Source organism: Pantoea sp. 1B4 (assembly GCF_016925765.1).
Taxonomy (GTDB): domain Bacteria; phylum Pseudomonadota; class Gammaproteobacteria; order Enterobacterales; family Enterobacteriaceae; genus Pantoea; species Pantoea agglomerans.
The window spans coordinates 196,507-212,750 of record NZ_JAEUWZ010000001.1; the positions used below are offsets into that span (position 1 = coordinate 196,507).

Here is a 16,244-nt window from a genome sequence, read left to right on the forward strand (position 1 = left end):
AATTCATCGAAGTAATACTTTTCATAACAGCAGGTTAGGGTTTTTCAGCTCCAGCAGCACTTTATGCTGCTTAGATGGTGAACTTTTAATCGGATCCGCCAGGGGTTGCATTTACCACAGTGAAAATGGTACTTATCTCGCCCCTGTTCTGCAGGTATCAACTCAGACCGCGTCTGAAAATGGGTATGGGAATCATCAGATTTTCATACGAGGCGCTGTTTCAAGACACCCTCTAATTTACCGGGCTTTTTGCTCACTCCCTGTGTGTATTGTCTTCTGCACCTTCGCAGTAGAGAGAAACGGGTTTTGACTGAGGAAATTACACGTTATGAAAGGTTTTAAAATCAGCCTGGCCTGGCAGATTCTGACAGCCCTGGTGCTTGGCATCGTTGTGGGTGCTGTGTTGCATAATCAGCCAGACAATCGTGAATGGTTAGTCACCAACATTCTCAGCCCGGCAGGCGATATCTTTATTCATCTTATCAAGATGATTGTGGTACCGATTGTGATTTCATCCCTGATTGTCGGCATCGCTGGCGTGGGTGATGCAAAGAAGCTGGGACGCATCGGCGTCAAAACGATTCTCTACTTTGAAGTGATCACCACCATTGCCATTGTGGTCGGTATTACGCTGGCCAACGTATTTCAACCCGGCACCGGCATTGATATGTCAACGCTGGCAACGGTGGACATCTCTAAATATGAAGCGACAACGGCAGAGGTACAGGGCGGTCCGCACAGCCTGGTGACCACCATTCTGTCGCTGATCCCGCAGAATATTTTCGCCTCAATGGCGAAGGGCGACATGCTGCCGATTATCTTTTTCTCGGTGCTGTTTGGTTTAGGCCTGTCGTCACTGCCGTCAGAACAGCGCGATCCGCTGGTGAACCTGTTCCGTGGCATTTCTGAAGCGATGTTTAAAGTGACGCACATGATCATGCGCTATGCCCCGGTGGGTGTGTTTGCGTTGATTGCGGTGACGATTGCTAACTTCGGCTTTGCCTCGCTCTGGCCGCTGGCTAAGCTGGTGCTGCTGGTTTATGCGGCGATTCTGTTCTTCGCCTTTGTGGTGCTGGGCGGAGTGGCGCGCTTCTGTAAGCTGCGGATTACCACGCTGATGCGTATCCTGAAGGATGAGCTGATTCTCTCTTACTCTACTTCCAGCTCGGAAACGGTGCTGCCGCGCATCATGGAGAAGATGGAAGCCTACGGCGCGCCGAAAGCGATCACCAGCTTCGTAGTGCCGACCGGTTACTCGTTTAATCTGGATGGTTCAACGCTTTATCAGAGTATCGCCGCGATCTTTATTGCGCAGCTGTATGGCATTGACCTGTCGCTGACCGACGAGATTGTGCTGGTAATAACGCTGATGGTGACCTCGAAAGGTATCGCTGGCGTGCCAGGCGTCTCCTTCGTGGTGCTGCTGGCCACGCTGGGCAGCGTCGGCATTCCTCTGGAAGGTCTGGCGTTTATCGCCGGTGTTGACCGCATCATGGATATGGCGCGTACCGCGCTGAACGTGGTCGGTAATGCGCTGGCGGTGCTGGTGATTGCCCGCTGGGAAAACCAGTTCGACGTCGAAAAGGCGAAAGAGTATGAGCTGGAGCTGCGGACACAGACCGCAAGCTGAACACGGCATTAACGTAAGAATGGGCTCAACGAAAGTTGGGCCTTTTTTTTATGAGATTTTTAATGGCAGATATACAGGTTGACTGAAAATTAAAGGGTTATATTTTTATAACTAAAATCCACGGTTATACGACAGTTATATTGTAATTATGATTGATTATAGTTATATTTCATTGCGGTGAGTTGACTGTGTTCTTTGACAACATGGAGTGTTGACGAATGCCAGAAATTAACTGGACGAAAAAGGCATTGAAACAGCTTTATGGGCTGCCTCAGAAAGAGGGTAACGCTATTGAAGATGCTGTAGAGGCGCTGGCTAAATGGCCGGATATTCCCCATCTGAAAGTCGAAAAGCTGACTGATGATAAACAGAAGCGAATGAAGCTGGTAGTAGGTTACTACCGCGTACTCTGGAAGATAGAGAAAGGTCAGCCAGTAGTGATAGATATACTTGAAGTCGTAAGAAGAACATCGACCACGTACAAAAAGCGCTAGCAGTGTGGCAGGAGCAATGTGCGTCATCAATAAGTTCTGTGCAGCCGGGTTTAGCGTTCCGCTGCACAGGCATACGATCAGACAGTGTTGCCTGCCGTACCAGTAAGGAGTGATTACCCATGAATGCTATACAGTTTCTGACGGACGAGCGCGGGAACCGCACTGGTGCTGTCATCCCTATAGAGCTGTTTAATAAGCTCATGGCTGAACGTCATTTAGATGATGTGTTTGAGTCTGTCCCTTATGAAGTGGGTCCAGACGATGATGAAACGATTCCTCACGATGTAATGAAAATCAGCCGACGGCAATCTGTTCCTTTGCATGTTGCCTGGCGTTTGCATCGTCACCTGTCACAGGAAGAGGTGGCGAATAAACTGGGCATCACGCAGGCTGGCGTGTCGAAGTTAGAGTCGAGAAAAAAACCTCAAAAACAAACGCTTGAGAAGCTGGCTGCTTTATATGACTGCAGAACGTCACAACTTTATATTGATTAAATGGATGCGCTTTTAACCTGCGATTGGTGGGTTTTAATTGTCTTTTGGATGAGTGACATAGGATGGGAGGCGAGGTCTTTGCAGGGAAAACAGTGCTCCGTTCAGTCGGATACCAGCAGTGACTGCGTAAAGTCGTCGTAAACCCATCCCTGGGGCCTCGGCCGCCGGTTCACTCACCTCATGGATGAGGTGCGTAATCGCGTGGGCCGAGCGTCATGGATGACGAATGCGTCTTTACGATCAGGTGAACCTTTTCTGACCGGCACCGGTCTCCCAGCGATTGCACTCACATGTACCGCACCCAGGCCGTAATACGCATCAATTAAGCATGTCTCAATACTCGATTGCGCTTCCTCGCCGAGCAGGCGAATCTTTTCTGACCGGCACCGGTCTCCCAGCGATTGCACTCACATGCACCGAACCCAGGTCGTAATGCTTATACTCATCACTCAACCAATCTGATCCCCCCGCAACATGACTCACCCCACATCCATCGAAAAAAGATCTCACCCAATGAATTAATCATTCGTTATGATGGTTAGTAATTTGAATAATTTATTCCTTTGCGGAGCCCGCCATGAAACTCGACCTCAGCCAGATGATCACCGAAGGCCGCAACCCGGCCAGCCAGAATATTGACGAACTCTCCACCGAAGCGATGCTTCGCGTCATCAATGATGAAGATAAAAAAGGTGGCGCTGGCGGTTGAGGCCATCGTGCCGCAGATTGCCGCCGCCGTTGACGCCATCTGCGCCGCATTCCAGGCCGGTGGACGACTGATCTATTGCGGCGCAGGCACCTCCGGTCGACTTGGCATACTGGATGCCAGCGAGTGCCCACCTACCTTTGGCACACCCCGCGAGCAGGTTATCGGCCTGATTGCAGGAGGCCATACCGCCATACTCCAGGCGGTAGAAAACGCGGAAGACAACCGGGAGCAGGGCGCGCAGGATCTGAAAGATATCCACTTCAGCCGCCACGATGTGCTGGTTGGCATCGCCGCCAGCGGTCGCACACCCTACGTACTGGGCGCGCTGGCATACGCGAACGAACTTGGCGCAACCACTGTATCGCTCACCTGTAATCCAGGCAGCGCCATGTCGCAGGTTGCCGCGATTGCGCTCACGCCGGTGGTCGGCCCCGAAGTGGTCACCGGGTCTTCCCGTATGAAAGCGGGCACGGCGCAAAAACTGGTACTCAACATGCTCACTACCGGGTCGATGATCCGCAGCGGAAAAGTGTACGGCAACCTAATGGTCGATGTGGAAGCCACCAATCAGAAACTGGTACAGCGTCAGGTTAACATCGTCATGCAGGCCACTGACTGTGATGAGGCGACGGCCAGCGCCGCGCTCACCGCCTGTGGCGGACACTGCAAAACCGCCATTCTGATGGTGCTGGCTGACCTGGCTGCCGATGAGGCGAAAGCGCTGCTCAGTCAGCATCAGGGCTTTATCCGTCAGGCTTTACAGGCAGCGGGAGCACGCTAATGGCCAGAATCACCGAGGCACTGTTGCGCGACATCCTGCAGGCGGTCGGTGGCGCGCAAAATATCGCGGCCTGTGGTCACTGCATGACGCGGCTCCGCCTGACGCTCAATCAGCCGGGAGAGAGTGATCTGGCACGGTTAAAAAAGCCTGCCGGGTGTCTTAGGCGTTATCGACAGCGAGGCACAGTTGCAGATTGTGCTGGGGCCTGGCAAGGCGCAAACCGCCGCCGAGGGGATGCAGAACCTGCTGGCTCAGGGTGATACCGCGCTGGCACCGCAGGGCGAAACAGCGGAACTTCGCGTGCTGGCGCAGCAGCAGAAGCAGCAGCTAAAGGCGAAACAGACCAGCGGCGTGCATCAGTTCCTGTCGCGCTTCGCCACCATCTTCACTCCGCTGATTCCGGGCTTTATCGGCGCGGGGCTGCTGCTGGGATTTGCCACGCTGATTGAACAGAGTCTCCACCTCAATGCACCCGGTGACCACGCGCCCTGGCTGCTGCATACCGTGGCGTATATGAAAGTCTTCGGTAAAGGGCTGTTCACCTTTCTCAGCATCCTGATTGGCTACAACGCGCAAAAAGCGTTTGGCGGCAGCGGCGTCAATGGCGCAATCATCGCCTCGCTGTTTGTGCTCGGCTATGTGCCCACGGCCACCACCGGCTACTACAGCGGCATGGAAAACTTCTTTGGCCTGACAATCGACCCGCGCGGCAACATTATTGGCGTGCTGATGGCGGCGATTATCGGGGCCTGGATTGAAAAACAGCTGCGCAAAATCATTCCCGACAATCTCGATATGATCCTCACCTCGCTGTTTACGCTGTTGATCACCGGCGCCATCACCTATCTGTTGATCATGCCGCTGGGCGGCGAACTGTTTAAAGGGATGTCGTGGCTGTTTATCCATCTCAATAACAATCCCTTTGGCTGTGCGCTGCTGGCCGGGCTGTTCCTGATCGCGGTGATGTTCGGCATCCATCAGGGCTTTATTCCGGTCTACTTTGCGCTGATGGAAACCCAGGGGTTTAACTCGCTCTTCCCGATTCTGGCGATGGCGGGAGCAGGCCAGGTCGGCGCATCACTGGCATTGTGGTGCAAAGCAGAAAAAGGGGCGCTGCTGCGGGCGCAGATCAAAGGCGCAATCGTGCCGGGGCTGCTTGGCGTCGGTGAACCGCTGATCTACGGCGTCACTTTGCCGCGCCTCAAGCCCTTTATCACCGCCTGCGGCGGTGGTGCGCTGGGCGGGTTCTTTATCGGGCTGGTGGCGTGGCTGGGTTTGCCGGTCGGGATGAACACGGTATTCGGACCCTCCGGCCTGGTCACGCTGCCACTGATGACCTCCAGCCAGGGGATCTTCGCTGGCATGGCGGTCTATCTGGCCGGGCTGATGGTGGCCTGGATCGGCGGATTCCTGCTCACCTGGTGGTTTGGCACCCGTAATGTCGACCTCAGCTGACCCGCTGCCGGAATTATCCAGTCCGGCTAACGGATGGATAATCAACCAAAATGTGAAAGCCGCTACAAAGCGGCTTTATTATTGCCACTAATTTAACTTAAACGCTAAAGAGTAGGCAGAGGCATGCCGAAAACATAAAAAAAAGGTAATCGTTATCTCTCAGCCCACAGTTTTCATGCCGACACTCAGACCGTCGCGTGCAGGACGTCGGGTCTCCAAGGACTTTTGATGCGTAACAACCAGCCTGTCTCTCAGCGTGAATATCTGTTCGACGATAATGCGACACTGATGTCGACCACCGATCTTAACAGCCACATCACCTACGCTAACGACGCGTTTATCGAGGCGAGCGGATTCACCGCCGACGAGATCAACGGCCAGCCGCATAACATGGTACGTCACCCCGATATGCCATCAGAAGCGTTTGCCGACATGTGGGCGACGCTGAAACAGGGTGAACCCTGGACGGCACTGGTCAAGAACCGCCGTAAAAATGGCGATCACTACTGGGTGCGGGCCAACGCCATTCCGGTAGTCCGCGACGGTAAAGTGCAGGGCTACATGTCGGTGCGCACCAAACCCACGGCAGAGGAAGTGCGTCAGACTGAGGTGCTCTATCAGGATTTTCGTGAAGGCCGCGCCAGAGGGCGACGTTTTCACAAAGGCCTGCTGGTTCGCAGCGGCTGGCGTCGTCCCGCCTCAATCCTGAAGACGCTGCCCCTTCGCTGGCGGATCCGCACAACGTTGCTGACGTTACTGCCCCTCTCGGTGGCAGGCGTCTGGGCGCTGGGCATGACGCCCGCGGCACTGGCAGGCTTTACCGCGGGAATGGCTGCGCTGCTTCTGCTCTGCAGCCTGTGGCTGGAGCAGCAGATTTCACGCCCTATTGAGCGGATGTGCAAACAGGCGCTGAGCGTGGCAACCGGTGCCAGCCATAAAGTGGAGCAGATGGACCGCGTTGATGAGGTGGGTGTGACGCTGCGCGCCATCGGTCAGCTCGGATTGATGTTCCGCTGGCTGGTGGATGATGTCAGCGGCCAGGCAATCAATGTGCTGAGCGCCAGCGACGCCATCGCCCGCAGCAACAACGAACTCAGCCGCCGTACCGAGCAGGCGGCTGCCAATGTGCAGCAGACTGCGGCCACCATGAACGAAATGACCGCCACGGTGAAGAGCAACACTGAAACTGCGCATGAGGCGAATACCCTCTCAGCCGGCACCAGCCACGCTGCCAGCAAAGGCGGCGAGGTGATGACCGAAATGATGGGCATGATGGGCGAAATTGCTGACAGTTCAAAGCGGATTGCCAATATTACCAGCGTTATCGACGGGATTGCGTTCCAGACCAATATCCTGGCACTGAACGCCGCCGTGGAAGCGGCGCGGGCCGGTGAGCAGGGCAAAGGCTTTGCGGTGGTCGCCGGAGAAGTGCGCAGCCTGGCGCAGCGCAGCGCCAAAGCCGCGAGCGAAATCAAAATGCTGGTTGAAACCAGCGCCAGCCGGGTCAACTCGGGCAATGAGCACGCCAGCGCGGCAGGCCGCACGATGCAGGATATCGTGTCGCAGGTGCAGAATGTCACCGCACTGATCGCCCAGATCAGCGCCGCCACGGCCGAACAGGCGACCGCGCTCAGCGAAGTCAGTTCAGCGGTGGAAGATCTTGATGATATCACCCACCAGAATGCCGCCCGCGTGACAGAAAGCGCCGAGGCTTCAGGTCGTATGACTCATCAGGCTAACCGTCTGGTCGAAGCGATCAGCGTCTTTCGTTAAGAGAAGAGATTAAGCGGCCCGGTTAAGAGGCCAGCGCCTGCGTGCCGTCGCGTCCGGCACGCAGTGCGCCTGGTGACTGACCGACAATCCGTTTAAAGGCGCGACTGAATGCCGCAATCGAGCCGTAGCCGAGATGATAAGCCACGGCTTCCACCGCTTCACCGTTGTTCACAATCCGCTGCACCGCCAGCCGCATCCGCAACTCCGTCAGATAGCGCAGCGGCGTCATGCCGGTGGCATTGAGAAACCGTCCGGCAAACACTGAGCGCGAACAGCCTGCCACGCTGGCCAGCCGCGCCACCGTCCAGTTTTCGCCTGGCTCCCGATGCATCGCAGCAATCGCCTGACTCAGACGTGGATCGCGCATTGCCTGCACCAGCCCACTGCGCTCGCCGCAGCCGTTCTCTACCCAGCCGCGCACAATCAGCGCGGCAACCACGTCTGCCAGACGCGACAGAATCCCGGCGAATCCCGCCTGGCGGGTGAGCGACTCCCGCTCCATCGCCGCCAGAATCGGCTGAATCTCCGGGTATTGCGACAGCAGAGTACTCACCAGCATCACATCGGGCATGGTGTTGATCAGCGGCTGCATGCCGCCGAGCTCAAACGCCATGCAGGCGCTGAACAACAGCACGCTGTGCTCGTCATCACAGGCATCTTCCGGGACTGCAATGGCGCAGACGCTGTCGCAGAGCGGCTTGCTCGCCATGTTCTTAATACACTGGCAGCTCGCCTCCTCACTGGAGATCAGGCTGTGGGGTTTGCCGTGCGGCACCAGCAGCGCATCGCCGCTGTTGAGCTGAAACACCTCGCCGGAGGCGCTGCGCACCATCAGTGAGCCGCGTCCGACAAAGTGGAACTGCGCCCGGCCCGGCGCGTGATCATAACGCAGCCCAAACGGCGCGCTCACTGCGATACGCTGATAGTTCACGCCATAGAGGCGCATCCCCATCAGCAGCTCACTGGTCAGATCTCCATAGTGGCTCATGTGATTCCAGACGAATTATCAAAAATGAAGGTGTAAGCATCATAGATCGTCCTGACACGGCGTTCTATGCTCACACTCACTTTTTTTATCTTCCGGAGAAGCAGCATGAGTCTGACAACCGAAGTGGCTGATGAGGTTTCCTCGCCGACCCGTCCCGCGTGGGGCGCGGTATTTGCTATGGCATTTGGGGTGTTCAGCCTCATCACCGCCGAATTTTTACCCGTGAGTCTGCTGACGCCGATGGCCCACAGCCTCGGCGTATCAGAAGGGCAGGCGGGACAGACCGTCACCATCACCGCGCTGGTGGCGCTGTTTACCAGTCTGGTCACCGGCAGCGTCACGCGGCGCATCGACCGTCGCATCGTCATGCTGGTGTTTTCGCTGTTGCTGATCGCGTCGGCACTGATGGTGGCGTTTGCGGCTGACCTGACGGTGATCCTGCTGGCGCGGGTGCTGCTGGGTATGGCCATTGGCGGCTTCTGGACACTCTCAACCGCCATCACCATGCGCCTGGTTCCCACCGAACAGGTGCCGCGTGCGCTCTCTATCGTCTTCAGCGGTATCTCGCTGGCGACGATTATCGCTACGCCACTGGGCAGCTATCTCGGCGGACTGGTGGGCTGGCGCAACATCTTTATGCTGACTGCCGGACTGGGTACGGTGGCGCTGCTGTGGCAGTTCTTTACCCTGCCCGCCATGCCGGCAGAGAACAAAGCCCGCAACGGCGGGGTGCTGGCGCTGCTGCGTATTGGTGTGATGCGCTGGGGAATGCTGGCGGTAATCATGATGTTTACCGGTCACTTCGCCTTCTTCACCTATCTGCGTCCATTTCTGGAAAGCGTTGCGCAGCTCAACCTTAATCAGCTGTCGCTGGTGCTGCTGGCCTTTGGTGTGGCGAACTTCTTTGGCACCTCGCTGGCCGGTTTCCTGGTCACCCGCAGCGTATCACTGACCCTGAGTGGCATGGCGCTGTTGATGAGTGTCACCGCACTGCTGCTGGTGAGCTTTGGCGATGTCAGCTGGATGGTGGGCGCAGGCGTGGCGATCTGGGGGATGGCGTTCGGTTCGATGCCAACCGGCTGGTCAACCTGGATTTCGCGCGCGGTGCCGGATGATGCGGAGTCGGGCGGCGGTTTACTGGTTGCCACCATCCAGCTGGCGATTACTGTCGGCGCGGCGGCGGGCGGCTGGATGTTTGACCTGCGCGGCGCAGGCGGTGTGTTCGTTGCCAGCGGAGTTCTGATGCTGCTGGCCGCGCTGACCATCTTCACCCGGGTACGGCATCACGGTTAAATTCTCAAGGGCAGCAATATATGCTGCCTTTTTTTAATGGGCGTAGATTATTAACCTTTTGAGTGATAACTGTGCGAAATGTGCTTTTTATCATCAATTTTACTGAACGAGTTAAGCAAAACCCTCCGCTTTTTACTGATCAACTTCCGGACTAATATATCTATCAACAAGGCAGCACGCCTTACCTGATAAAAATTAACCGAGGAATTGACCATGAAATCTATCAAAACTTTTGCAGCTGTTATCGCGCTTTCTGTTCTGCCATTCGCCAGCTTCGCCCAATCTGTGACCGCCATCGACTCTACGCTGGATGGTGCTGAAGCGAAAATCGCTGCGCAGGCTCAGGAAGCTGGTGCTTCATATAAAATCACTGAAGCTTACACCAACAACGGCGTTCACATGACCGCTGAGCTGCTGAAATAAGTTAAGTTTTACCCTCTTGTGCTGACAGGACGCCTTTGGGCGTCCTGGCGGCGTTTATCCGCTAATAATCCTGTCCCTTTTCCCCCGAAATAATTATTATTCTCAAAAAAAATTCTGCATCTGACTGCTGGTCAGCTGTTTCTGGTTGCAATGTCGGACTTTCTTTTCACTGCGTCTGCAGTGGATTAACTATGGAGAAGTTATGAAAGCGATTACCAATACGTGCCGGACCCTGCGTCCGCTGTTACTGGCTACGGCCCTGTTCTCTGCCTCAGGATGGCTGGCGGTGCAGGCTGAAGATCTCAATCAGGCCGTGGGTAAAGGCGTCTATGAACTGGCAGTCAGCCCGAAAGATAACGCGCTGTTCGTGGCGACAGCGCAGAACAGCAGCGGTGACGGCGGCACAGTTTTCCGTCTCGACCCGGCTACGCTGGCGGTACAGCAGTCGATCAACACGGAGCTGAAATCGTTCGGCGCGGCGATCAACCCGAAAACCAACGTGCTCTACATCGGCAACACCGTAAACGGCTCGGTTACGGCCATTGACGCCAGCAGCGGCAAAGTGCTCAACACGCTGGTGCTGGATAGCCGTAAGCGCAGTGAGACAGTGCGCCCATTGCAGCCGCGTCAGGTGGCGGTTGATGCTAAAACTAACCGGGTTTATATCACCGGCCTGGGACCGCAAAGCGTGGTCTGGGTGGTGGATGGCAGCACGCTGAAACTTGTCAGTACCATCCCGAATACCGGTAAAATGGGCACCGGCCTGGCGGTAGATTCAGACGCGCAGAAGGTCTACGTCACCAACGGTGATGGTGAACTGGTGACGATTAATGCGCGCACCAATGCCATTGAGAAAAAGCAGAAGATTGACGGCGATAAAGAGCACTTCTTTCTGAACATCGCGCTGGATACGCGCGGTCAGCGTGCCTTCCTGACGGATTCAAAGCAGGCGCAGGTGCTGGTGGTTGATCTGCGTAATCAGCAGGTGATTCAGCGGATTGATGTGCCGGAATCGCTGGCGGTGCTGTTTAATGGTGATCGCGATGAGCTTTATGTTACTCATCGCAAAGCGGGTGAAGTCAGCATCATCGACGCCAGCAGCTATAAGGTGAAGCGCACGGTGAAAACCCCGGCATTGCCTAACAGTCTGGCACTCTCGGCAGACGGCAAGGTGCTTTATGTCAGCGTGAAACAACCTGGCTCGCGTAAGGCGCCGCCAAAAAATCCTGACAGCGTGATGCGTATTGCACTGTAAGGCGTGACGTCCCGGGCACTGCTGTGTTGAAGCTGTTTTACATCCGGTCTTTGTAAACGAGAAAGCCACTCTGACGAGTGGCTTTTTTTTATTTTCAAAGCCGTTTTGTAGTCTGGGATATCCTTTTGCCCTGGCGGCCCGCGAGACACTTGCCTTTATAGCGAACAGGCTATAGCATCATTTATAGCTTATTCGCTATAAGGATGTTGCGATGTGGGATGTGGATACAACCAAAAGATTTGATGAGTGGTTTAAGGCTCAGAGTGAGGAACTGAAGGAGGATATGCTCGCCGCGATAGTTATCCTGTCTGAGTATGGGCCGCATTTAGCGAGGCCGTTTGCTGATACCGTAGACGGCTCTGATTTTCCGAATATGAAAGAATTAAGAGTGCAGCATCAAGGCAAACCGATACGGGCCTTCTTTGCTTTTGATCCTTCTCGCCGCGGCATTGTGTTGTGTGCAGGCGATAAAACCGGGGTTAAGGAAAAGAAATTCTATAAAGACATGATCAAATCGGCAGATGCTGAATTCCGCAAATATTTGAATGGAGGGGATAATGGCTAATTTAAAAGAGCTGATGGCAAATCAAAGTCCGGAGAGTCGCGAACGCATTGCCAAAAAAAGTCGATGCAATGCGGCAGGTTATCGCGCTACACATGTTGCGCGAAGAACTTAACCTGTCACAGACAGAGATGGCGCACGCAATGGGTGTGAAACAGCCAACTATCGCCAGAATGGAACAGGCTGATAATGATCCCCGCCTTTCTACGCTGAAGCGTTACGTTACGGCTCTGGGAGGCGAGATAAGTATCGATGTCAAATTGCCGACAGGCAAAAGAATAGCTTTTGATCTGTGATTAGAAGAGAGAAGCCACATTATCGTGGCTTCTCTCTTTCCAACCCGTTACACCTCTTCCGACGCTTCGCGCATCATCTCATCGTGCGGAACATCATCCAGAATCTGTTCAAAGCTGCGCAGACGCTTATAGATCGACATCAGTTCGATCAGCGTCGACCAGGAGGCGATCAGATACTGGAACGAGCCGCGCACCTGATCAAACACGTTGGTGATCTGGTTGAGTAAGCCCAGCGTGATGGTGCCCGCCACAATGGATGGAAAAAGCAGAAACAGACCAAACACGTTATCAACCTGCAGATAGAGAATGCGGGTGATGTTGAAGTAGAGATAGTGAAAGTAGAGACGGAAGTAGTTAACCCGCACCCGACTGAACAACTCCTGAACCGTCTGCGGTGTGGCACGATCGGCATTGTCTTCGCCGTAGACCAGTTCTTTACGGTAGGCGGCTTCAACCCGCTGATTGCGGAACTCCAGCCCCGGCAGCTTAATCCCTACCAGCGCCAGCAAACCGGTACCAAACACTGACCAGAGCACAGCGGCAATCACCAGTGCGTAAGGAATATTGCCGAGGATGGGAATATCTTTCACGTGATGGGAGAGCGCGACCAGCACCGGTAAAAACGCCACCAGCGTCATAATTGCCTGAATAAAACTGACACCCCAGTTTTCCAGCGTGGTCGCAAACCGCATGGTGTCTTCCTGCACACGCTGTGCGGCACCTTCGACATGACGCAGACGCTGCCAGTTGTGCATGTAGTAGTTATTCATGGCGCTACGCCAGCGGAAAACCCAGTGGCTGATAAAGAAGGAGTTGAGTACGCCAATCACCACCGCGATTAATGCGATGCCGAGAAAAGAGAAAACCTCATGGTAAAACTCCGCAATCTGCACCGATCCCGCTTTGGTTAACGCTTTCTGAATCAGATCATAAAACGGTCCATACCAGGCGTTAATGGCCACTCCGACCTGCACGCCAAACCAGGTCACAAAGATGATCAGCGCGGAGCCCCAGACTGACCAGCGTTGCCATGGATGCGCATCAATCAACCGCCAGACCCCGGCAAAAATGGCTACCATGATCCAGTAATAGAGGTAGAACCAGAGCTGACTCACGGCGATAAAACGCGCTGCCGTCGTCGGCAGGGGCTGTTTCATTGCTGTTTCAAAGGTGGGCCAGATGCCGGGCAGATGCGCGGCAAAGCCGAACCAGGCAAAAATCGCTACTAAGCTCCAGACAGCCGCAGAGCTGAAAAACAGCGCTGGCCGCGGAAAAAAAGACTTAAACATAGGCACTCCGCTGTTGTGTGTTGCCTGTTATAACGTTTTTGACGGGTCGCTGTCTGTAGTCTGTTGTTTCTGCTAATGACAGGAGGGGGGATAGATGTTAATGAAATTGTGCGGTTTTGTTTCCTGGAACTAAATCTTTGTGAATGGCAGTGTTACAATAGGTTGTTTGTTACCGGTAACAAACAGGCTCCTGGCCTGTATCTGCTGATAAAAACCATTACAACGCAACCACCTATTTTTTTCATACCGCCGGTCAGCGCGGGAATGAGGCAATGTCATGTCAGAACAAAAAAAGGGTCATTCACGCAGGGATTTTTTGCTGAAGACAATCACCCTGGCGCCTGCAATGGCGGTAGGTTCCACAGCGATGGGTGCTCTCTCCCTGCCGCTGGCCACACAGGCGGCTGAAACCCCGGCCACGCCACAGCAGGCGCGCGACTACCAGCCGAACTGGTTCACCGCCGAAGAGTTTGCTTTTATTACCGCCGCCGTGGCACGGCTTATCCCCAGCGATGAACGCGGGCCTGGTGCGCTGGAAGCGGGCGTACCTGAGTTTATCGATCGTCAGATGAATACGCCGTATGCCACGGGGTCGAACTGGTATATGCAGGGGCCGTTTAATCCCGACCTGCCGAAAGAGCTGGGCTATCAGCTGCCGCTGGTGCCACAGCAGATCTACCGCCTCGGTCTGGCCGATGCCGATAATTACAGCAAAAAGCAGCACGGCAAGGTGTTCGCCCAGCTCAGTGGCGAGCAGCAGGATGCCTTACTGCAGGCGATGGAAAATGGCAGTGCTGAATTCAGCCAGCTGCCGGCAAAAGTTTTCTTTAGTTTCCTGTTGCAGAATACCCGTGAAGGCTTCTTCAGCGATCCTATACACGGCGGGAATCAGGGCATGGTCGGCTGGAAGCTGATTAACTTCCCTGGCGCACGCGCCGACTTTATGGACTGGGTAGAGCGCGGCGAACGTTATCCGTTCCCGTCAGTGTCGATTCGCGGGGAGAGAAGCTAAGCATGGCAAACGAAATGAAAAAAGTGGATGCGGTGATTGTCGGCTTCGGCTGGGCGGGTGCCATTATGGCGAAAGAGCTGACCGAAGCGGGCCTGAACGTGCTGGCGCTGGAGCGCGGACCGCATCGCGATACCTATCCTGATGGCTCCTATCCGCAGTCCATTGATGAGCTGACCTATAACGTCCGCAAAAAAGCTTTTCCAGGATCTCTCCAAAAGCACCGTGACCATTCGTCATGATGCGTCGCAGACCGCAGTGCCCTATCGTCAGCTGGCGGCGTTTCTGCCCGGCACCGGCACCGGTGGCGCGGGTCTTCACTGGTCCGGCGTCCATTTCCGTGTCGATCCGGTTGAGTTGCGGATGCGCAGCCATTACGAAGAGCGCTACGGCAAGAACTTCATCCCGGAAGGCATGACGATTCAGGATTTTGGCGTCAGCTACGATGAGCTGGAGCCGTTCTTCGACAAAGCGGAAAAGGTTTTTGGCACCTCAGGCAGCGCCTGGAGTATCAAAGGCAAAGTGGTCGGCAAAGATACAGGCGGCAACCCGTTTGCACCCGATCGCTCAGATAACTTCCCGCTGCCCGCGCAGAAGCGCACTTACTCGGCGCAGCTGTTTGCTCAGGCGGCAGAGTCGGTCGGCTATCACCCTTACGATCTGCCGTCCGCCAATACCTCGGGTCCGTATACCAACACCTACGGCGCACAGATGGGGCCGTGCAACTTCTGCGGTTACTGCAGCGGCTACGCCTGCTACATGTATTCCAAGGCGTCGCCTAACGTCAATATCCTGCCTGCGCTGCGTCAGGAGCCTAAGTTTGAGCTGCGCAATAACTCTTATGTGCTGCGGGTCAATCTCAGCGATGACAAAACGCGTGCGACCGGCGTGACCTATGTGGATGGGCAGGGCCGCGAGCAGATTCAGCCCGCTGACCTGGTGATCCTCTCCGCCTTCCAGTTCCACAATGTTCACCTGATGCTGCTGTCGGGCATCGGCAAACCCTACAACCCGATTACCAACGAAGGGACCGTGGGCCGTAACTTCGCCTATCAGAACCTCTCTACGCTGAAGGCGCTGTTTGATAAGAACACCACCACTAATCCGTTTATCGGTGCGGGTGGCGCAGGCGTTGCGGTTGATGATTTCAACGCGGATAACTTCGACCACGGGCCGCTGGGCTTTGTTGGTGGTTCGCCATTCTGGGTTAACCAGGCGGGCACCAAACCGATCTCCGGCCTGCCGGTGCCGGCGGGTACGCCCAACTGGGGCAGCAAATGGAAAGCGGCGGTGGCGGATACCTACACCCATCATCTGTCGATGGATGCGCACGGCGCCCACCAGTCTTATCGCGCCAACTACCTTGATCTCGATCCCAACTACAAAGATGCCTATGGACAGCCGCTGCTGCGCATGACCTTTGACTGGCAGGAGAACGACATCAAAATGGCGCAGTTCATGGTCGGCAAGATGCGCAATATCGCGGAAGCGATGAATCCGAAGATGATCATCGGCGGCGCGAAAAAGCCTGGCACCCATTTCGACTCCACGGTTTATCAGACTACCCACATCAGTGGCGGGGCGATCATGGGCGACGATCCAAAAACCAGTGCGGTTAACCGTTATCTGCAAAGCTGGGATGTGCCGAATGTGTTTGTACCGGGCGCATCGGCTTTCCCGCAGGGACTGGGCTACAACCCGACCGGCATGGTGGCGGCGCTGACCTACTGGTCAGCTAAAGCGATTCGCGAACACTACCTGAAAAACCCAGGCCCACTGGTGCAGGCATAAGG

11 protein-coding genes and 4 pseudogenes are annotated in these 16,244 nt (G+C 55.3%); 13 read left to right on the forward strand and 2 right to left on the reverse strand.

The window, feature by feature from the left end:
- Positions 1 to 328 precede the first annotated feature (328 nt).
- The 6 genes and pseudogenes from gltP (at position 329) to JNO11_RS00935 (ending at position 7,336) form a co-directional block, all read left to right on the forward strand.
- Positions 329 to 1,630, forward strand: a complete 1,302-nt coding sequence (gltP, locus tag JNO11_RS00910; protein ID WP_010252141.1) for a glutamate/aspartate:proton symporter GltP — start codon at positions 329 to 331, stop codon at positions 1,628 to 1,630.
- A 218-nt stretch (positions 1,631 to 1,848) separates the two neighbouring features.
- Positions 1,849 to 2,124 (forward strand): hypothetical protein, encoded by a 276-nt coding sequence (locus tag JNO11_RS00915; protein ID WP_325176825.1) that lies wholly within the window; start codon positions 1,849 to 1,851, stop codon positions 2,122 to 2,124.
- 119 nt (positions 2,125 to 2,243) lie between these two features.
- Positions 2,244 to 2,618, forward strand: coding sequence for a helix-turn-helix transcriptional regulator (locus tag JNO11_RS00920; RefSeq protein WP_033770844.1), 375 nt, complete (start codon positions 2,244 to 2,246; stop codon positions 2,616 to 2,618).
- 577 nt (positions 2,619 to 3,195) lie between these two features.
- Positions 3,196 to 4,108 (forward strand): annotated as a pseudogene (gene murQ, locus JNO11_RS00925) (N-acetylmuramic acid 6-phosphate etherase).
- Positions 4,108 to 5,563: pseudogene (gene murP, locus JNO11_RS00930) on the forward strand (PTS N-acetylmuramic acid transporter subunit IIBC). Before murQ ends, murP begins: the two co-directional pseudogenes overlap by 1 nt.
- A 228-nt stretch (positions 5,564 to 5,791) precedes the next feature.
- The gene (locus tag JNO11_RS00935; protein WP_010252127.1) at positions 5,792 to 7,336 is read left to right on the forward strand and encodes a PAS domain-containing methyl-accepting chemotaxis protein; all 1,545 of its coding nucleotides are present in this window, start codon (positions 5,792 to 5,794) and stop codon (positions 7,334 to 7,336) included.
- A gap of 22 nt (positions 7,337 to 7,358) precedes the next feature.
- On the opposite strand, the gene JNO11_RS00940 is transcribed toward JNO11_RS00935, so the two are convergent.
- Entirely contained in the window at positions 7,359 to 8,324 is a 966-nt protein-coding gene (locus JNO11_RS00940; protein ID WP_325176826.1) for an AraC family transcriptional regulator, read from the reverse strand.
- Positions 8,325 to 8,429: 105 nt separating this feature from the next.
- Between JNO11_RS00940 and JNO11_RS00945 the strand changes: the two genes are divergently transcribed.
- The 5 genes and pseudogenes from JNO11_RS00945 (at position 8,430) to JNO11_RS00965 (ending at position 12,153) form a co-directional block, all read left to right on the forward strand.
- The gene (locus JNO11_RS00945; RefSeq protein WP_191917328.1) at positions 8,430 to 9,617 is read left to right on the forward strand and encodes an MFS transporter; all 1,188 of its coding nucleotides are present in this window, start codon (positions 8,430 to 8,432) and stop codon (positions 9,615 to 9,617) included.
- Positions 9,618 to 9,830: 213 nt separating this feature from the next.
- Complete coding sequence (locus tag JNO11_RS00950) at positions 9,831 to 10,040, forward strand: DUF1471 domain-containing protein (RefSeq protein ID WP_009092571.1); 210 nt, start codon at positions 9,831 to 9,833, stop codon at positions 10,038 to 10,040.
- A 202-nt stretch (positions 10,041 to 10,242) separates the two neighbouring features.
- The gene (locus JNO11_RS00955) at positions 10,243 to 11,295 is read left to right on the forward strand and encodes a YncE family protein (RefSeq protein WP_325176827.1); all 1,053 of its coding nucleotides are present in this window, start codon (positions 10,243 to 10,245) and stop codon (positions 11,293 to 11,295) included.
- A gap of 211 nt (positions 11,296 to 11,506) precedes the next feature.
- Positions 11,507 to 11,860, forward strand: a complete 354-nt coding sequence (locus JNO11_RS00960; protein ID WP_325176828.1) for a type II toxin-antitoxin system RelE/ParE family toxin — start codon at positions 11,507 to 11,509, stop codon at positions 11,858 to 11,860.
- Positions 11,853 to 12,153, forward strand: a pseudogene (locus tag JNO11_RS00965) (helix-turn-helix domain-containing protein). Before JNO11_RS00960 ends, JNO11_RS00965 begins: the two are co-directional and overlap by 8 nt.
- Positions 12,154 to 12,200: 47 nt before the next feature.
- Here JNO11_RS00965 and sbmA read toward each other — a convergent pair.
- On the reverse strand, positions 12,201 to 13,442 hold the full coding sequence (gene sbmA, locus JNO11_RS00970; RefSeq protein ID WP_033770848.1) for a peptide antibiotic transporter SbmA: 1,242 nt from the start codon (positions 13,440 to 13,442) through the stop codon (positions 12,201 to 12,203).
- Positions 13,443 to 13,719: 277 nt separating this feature from the next.
- Between sbmA and JNO11_RS00975 the strand changes: the two genes are divergently transcribed.
- Positions 13,720 to 14,454, forward strand: a complete 735-nt coding sequence (locus JNO11_RS00975; protein WP_010672043.1) for a gluconate 2-dehydrogenase subunit 3 family protein — start codon at positions 13,720 to 13,722, stop codon at positions 14,452 to 14,454.
- A 2-nt stretch (positions 14,455 to 14,456) separates the two neighbouring features.
- Positions 14,457 to 16,242, forward strand: a pseudogene (locus JNO11_RS00980) (GMC family oxidoreductase).
- Positions 16,243 to 16,244: the final 2 nt, after the last annotated feature.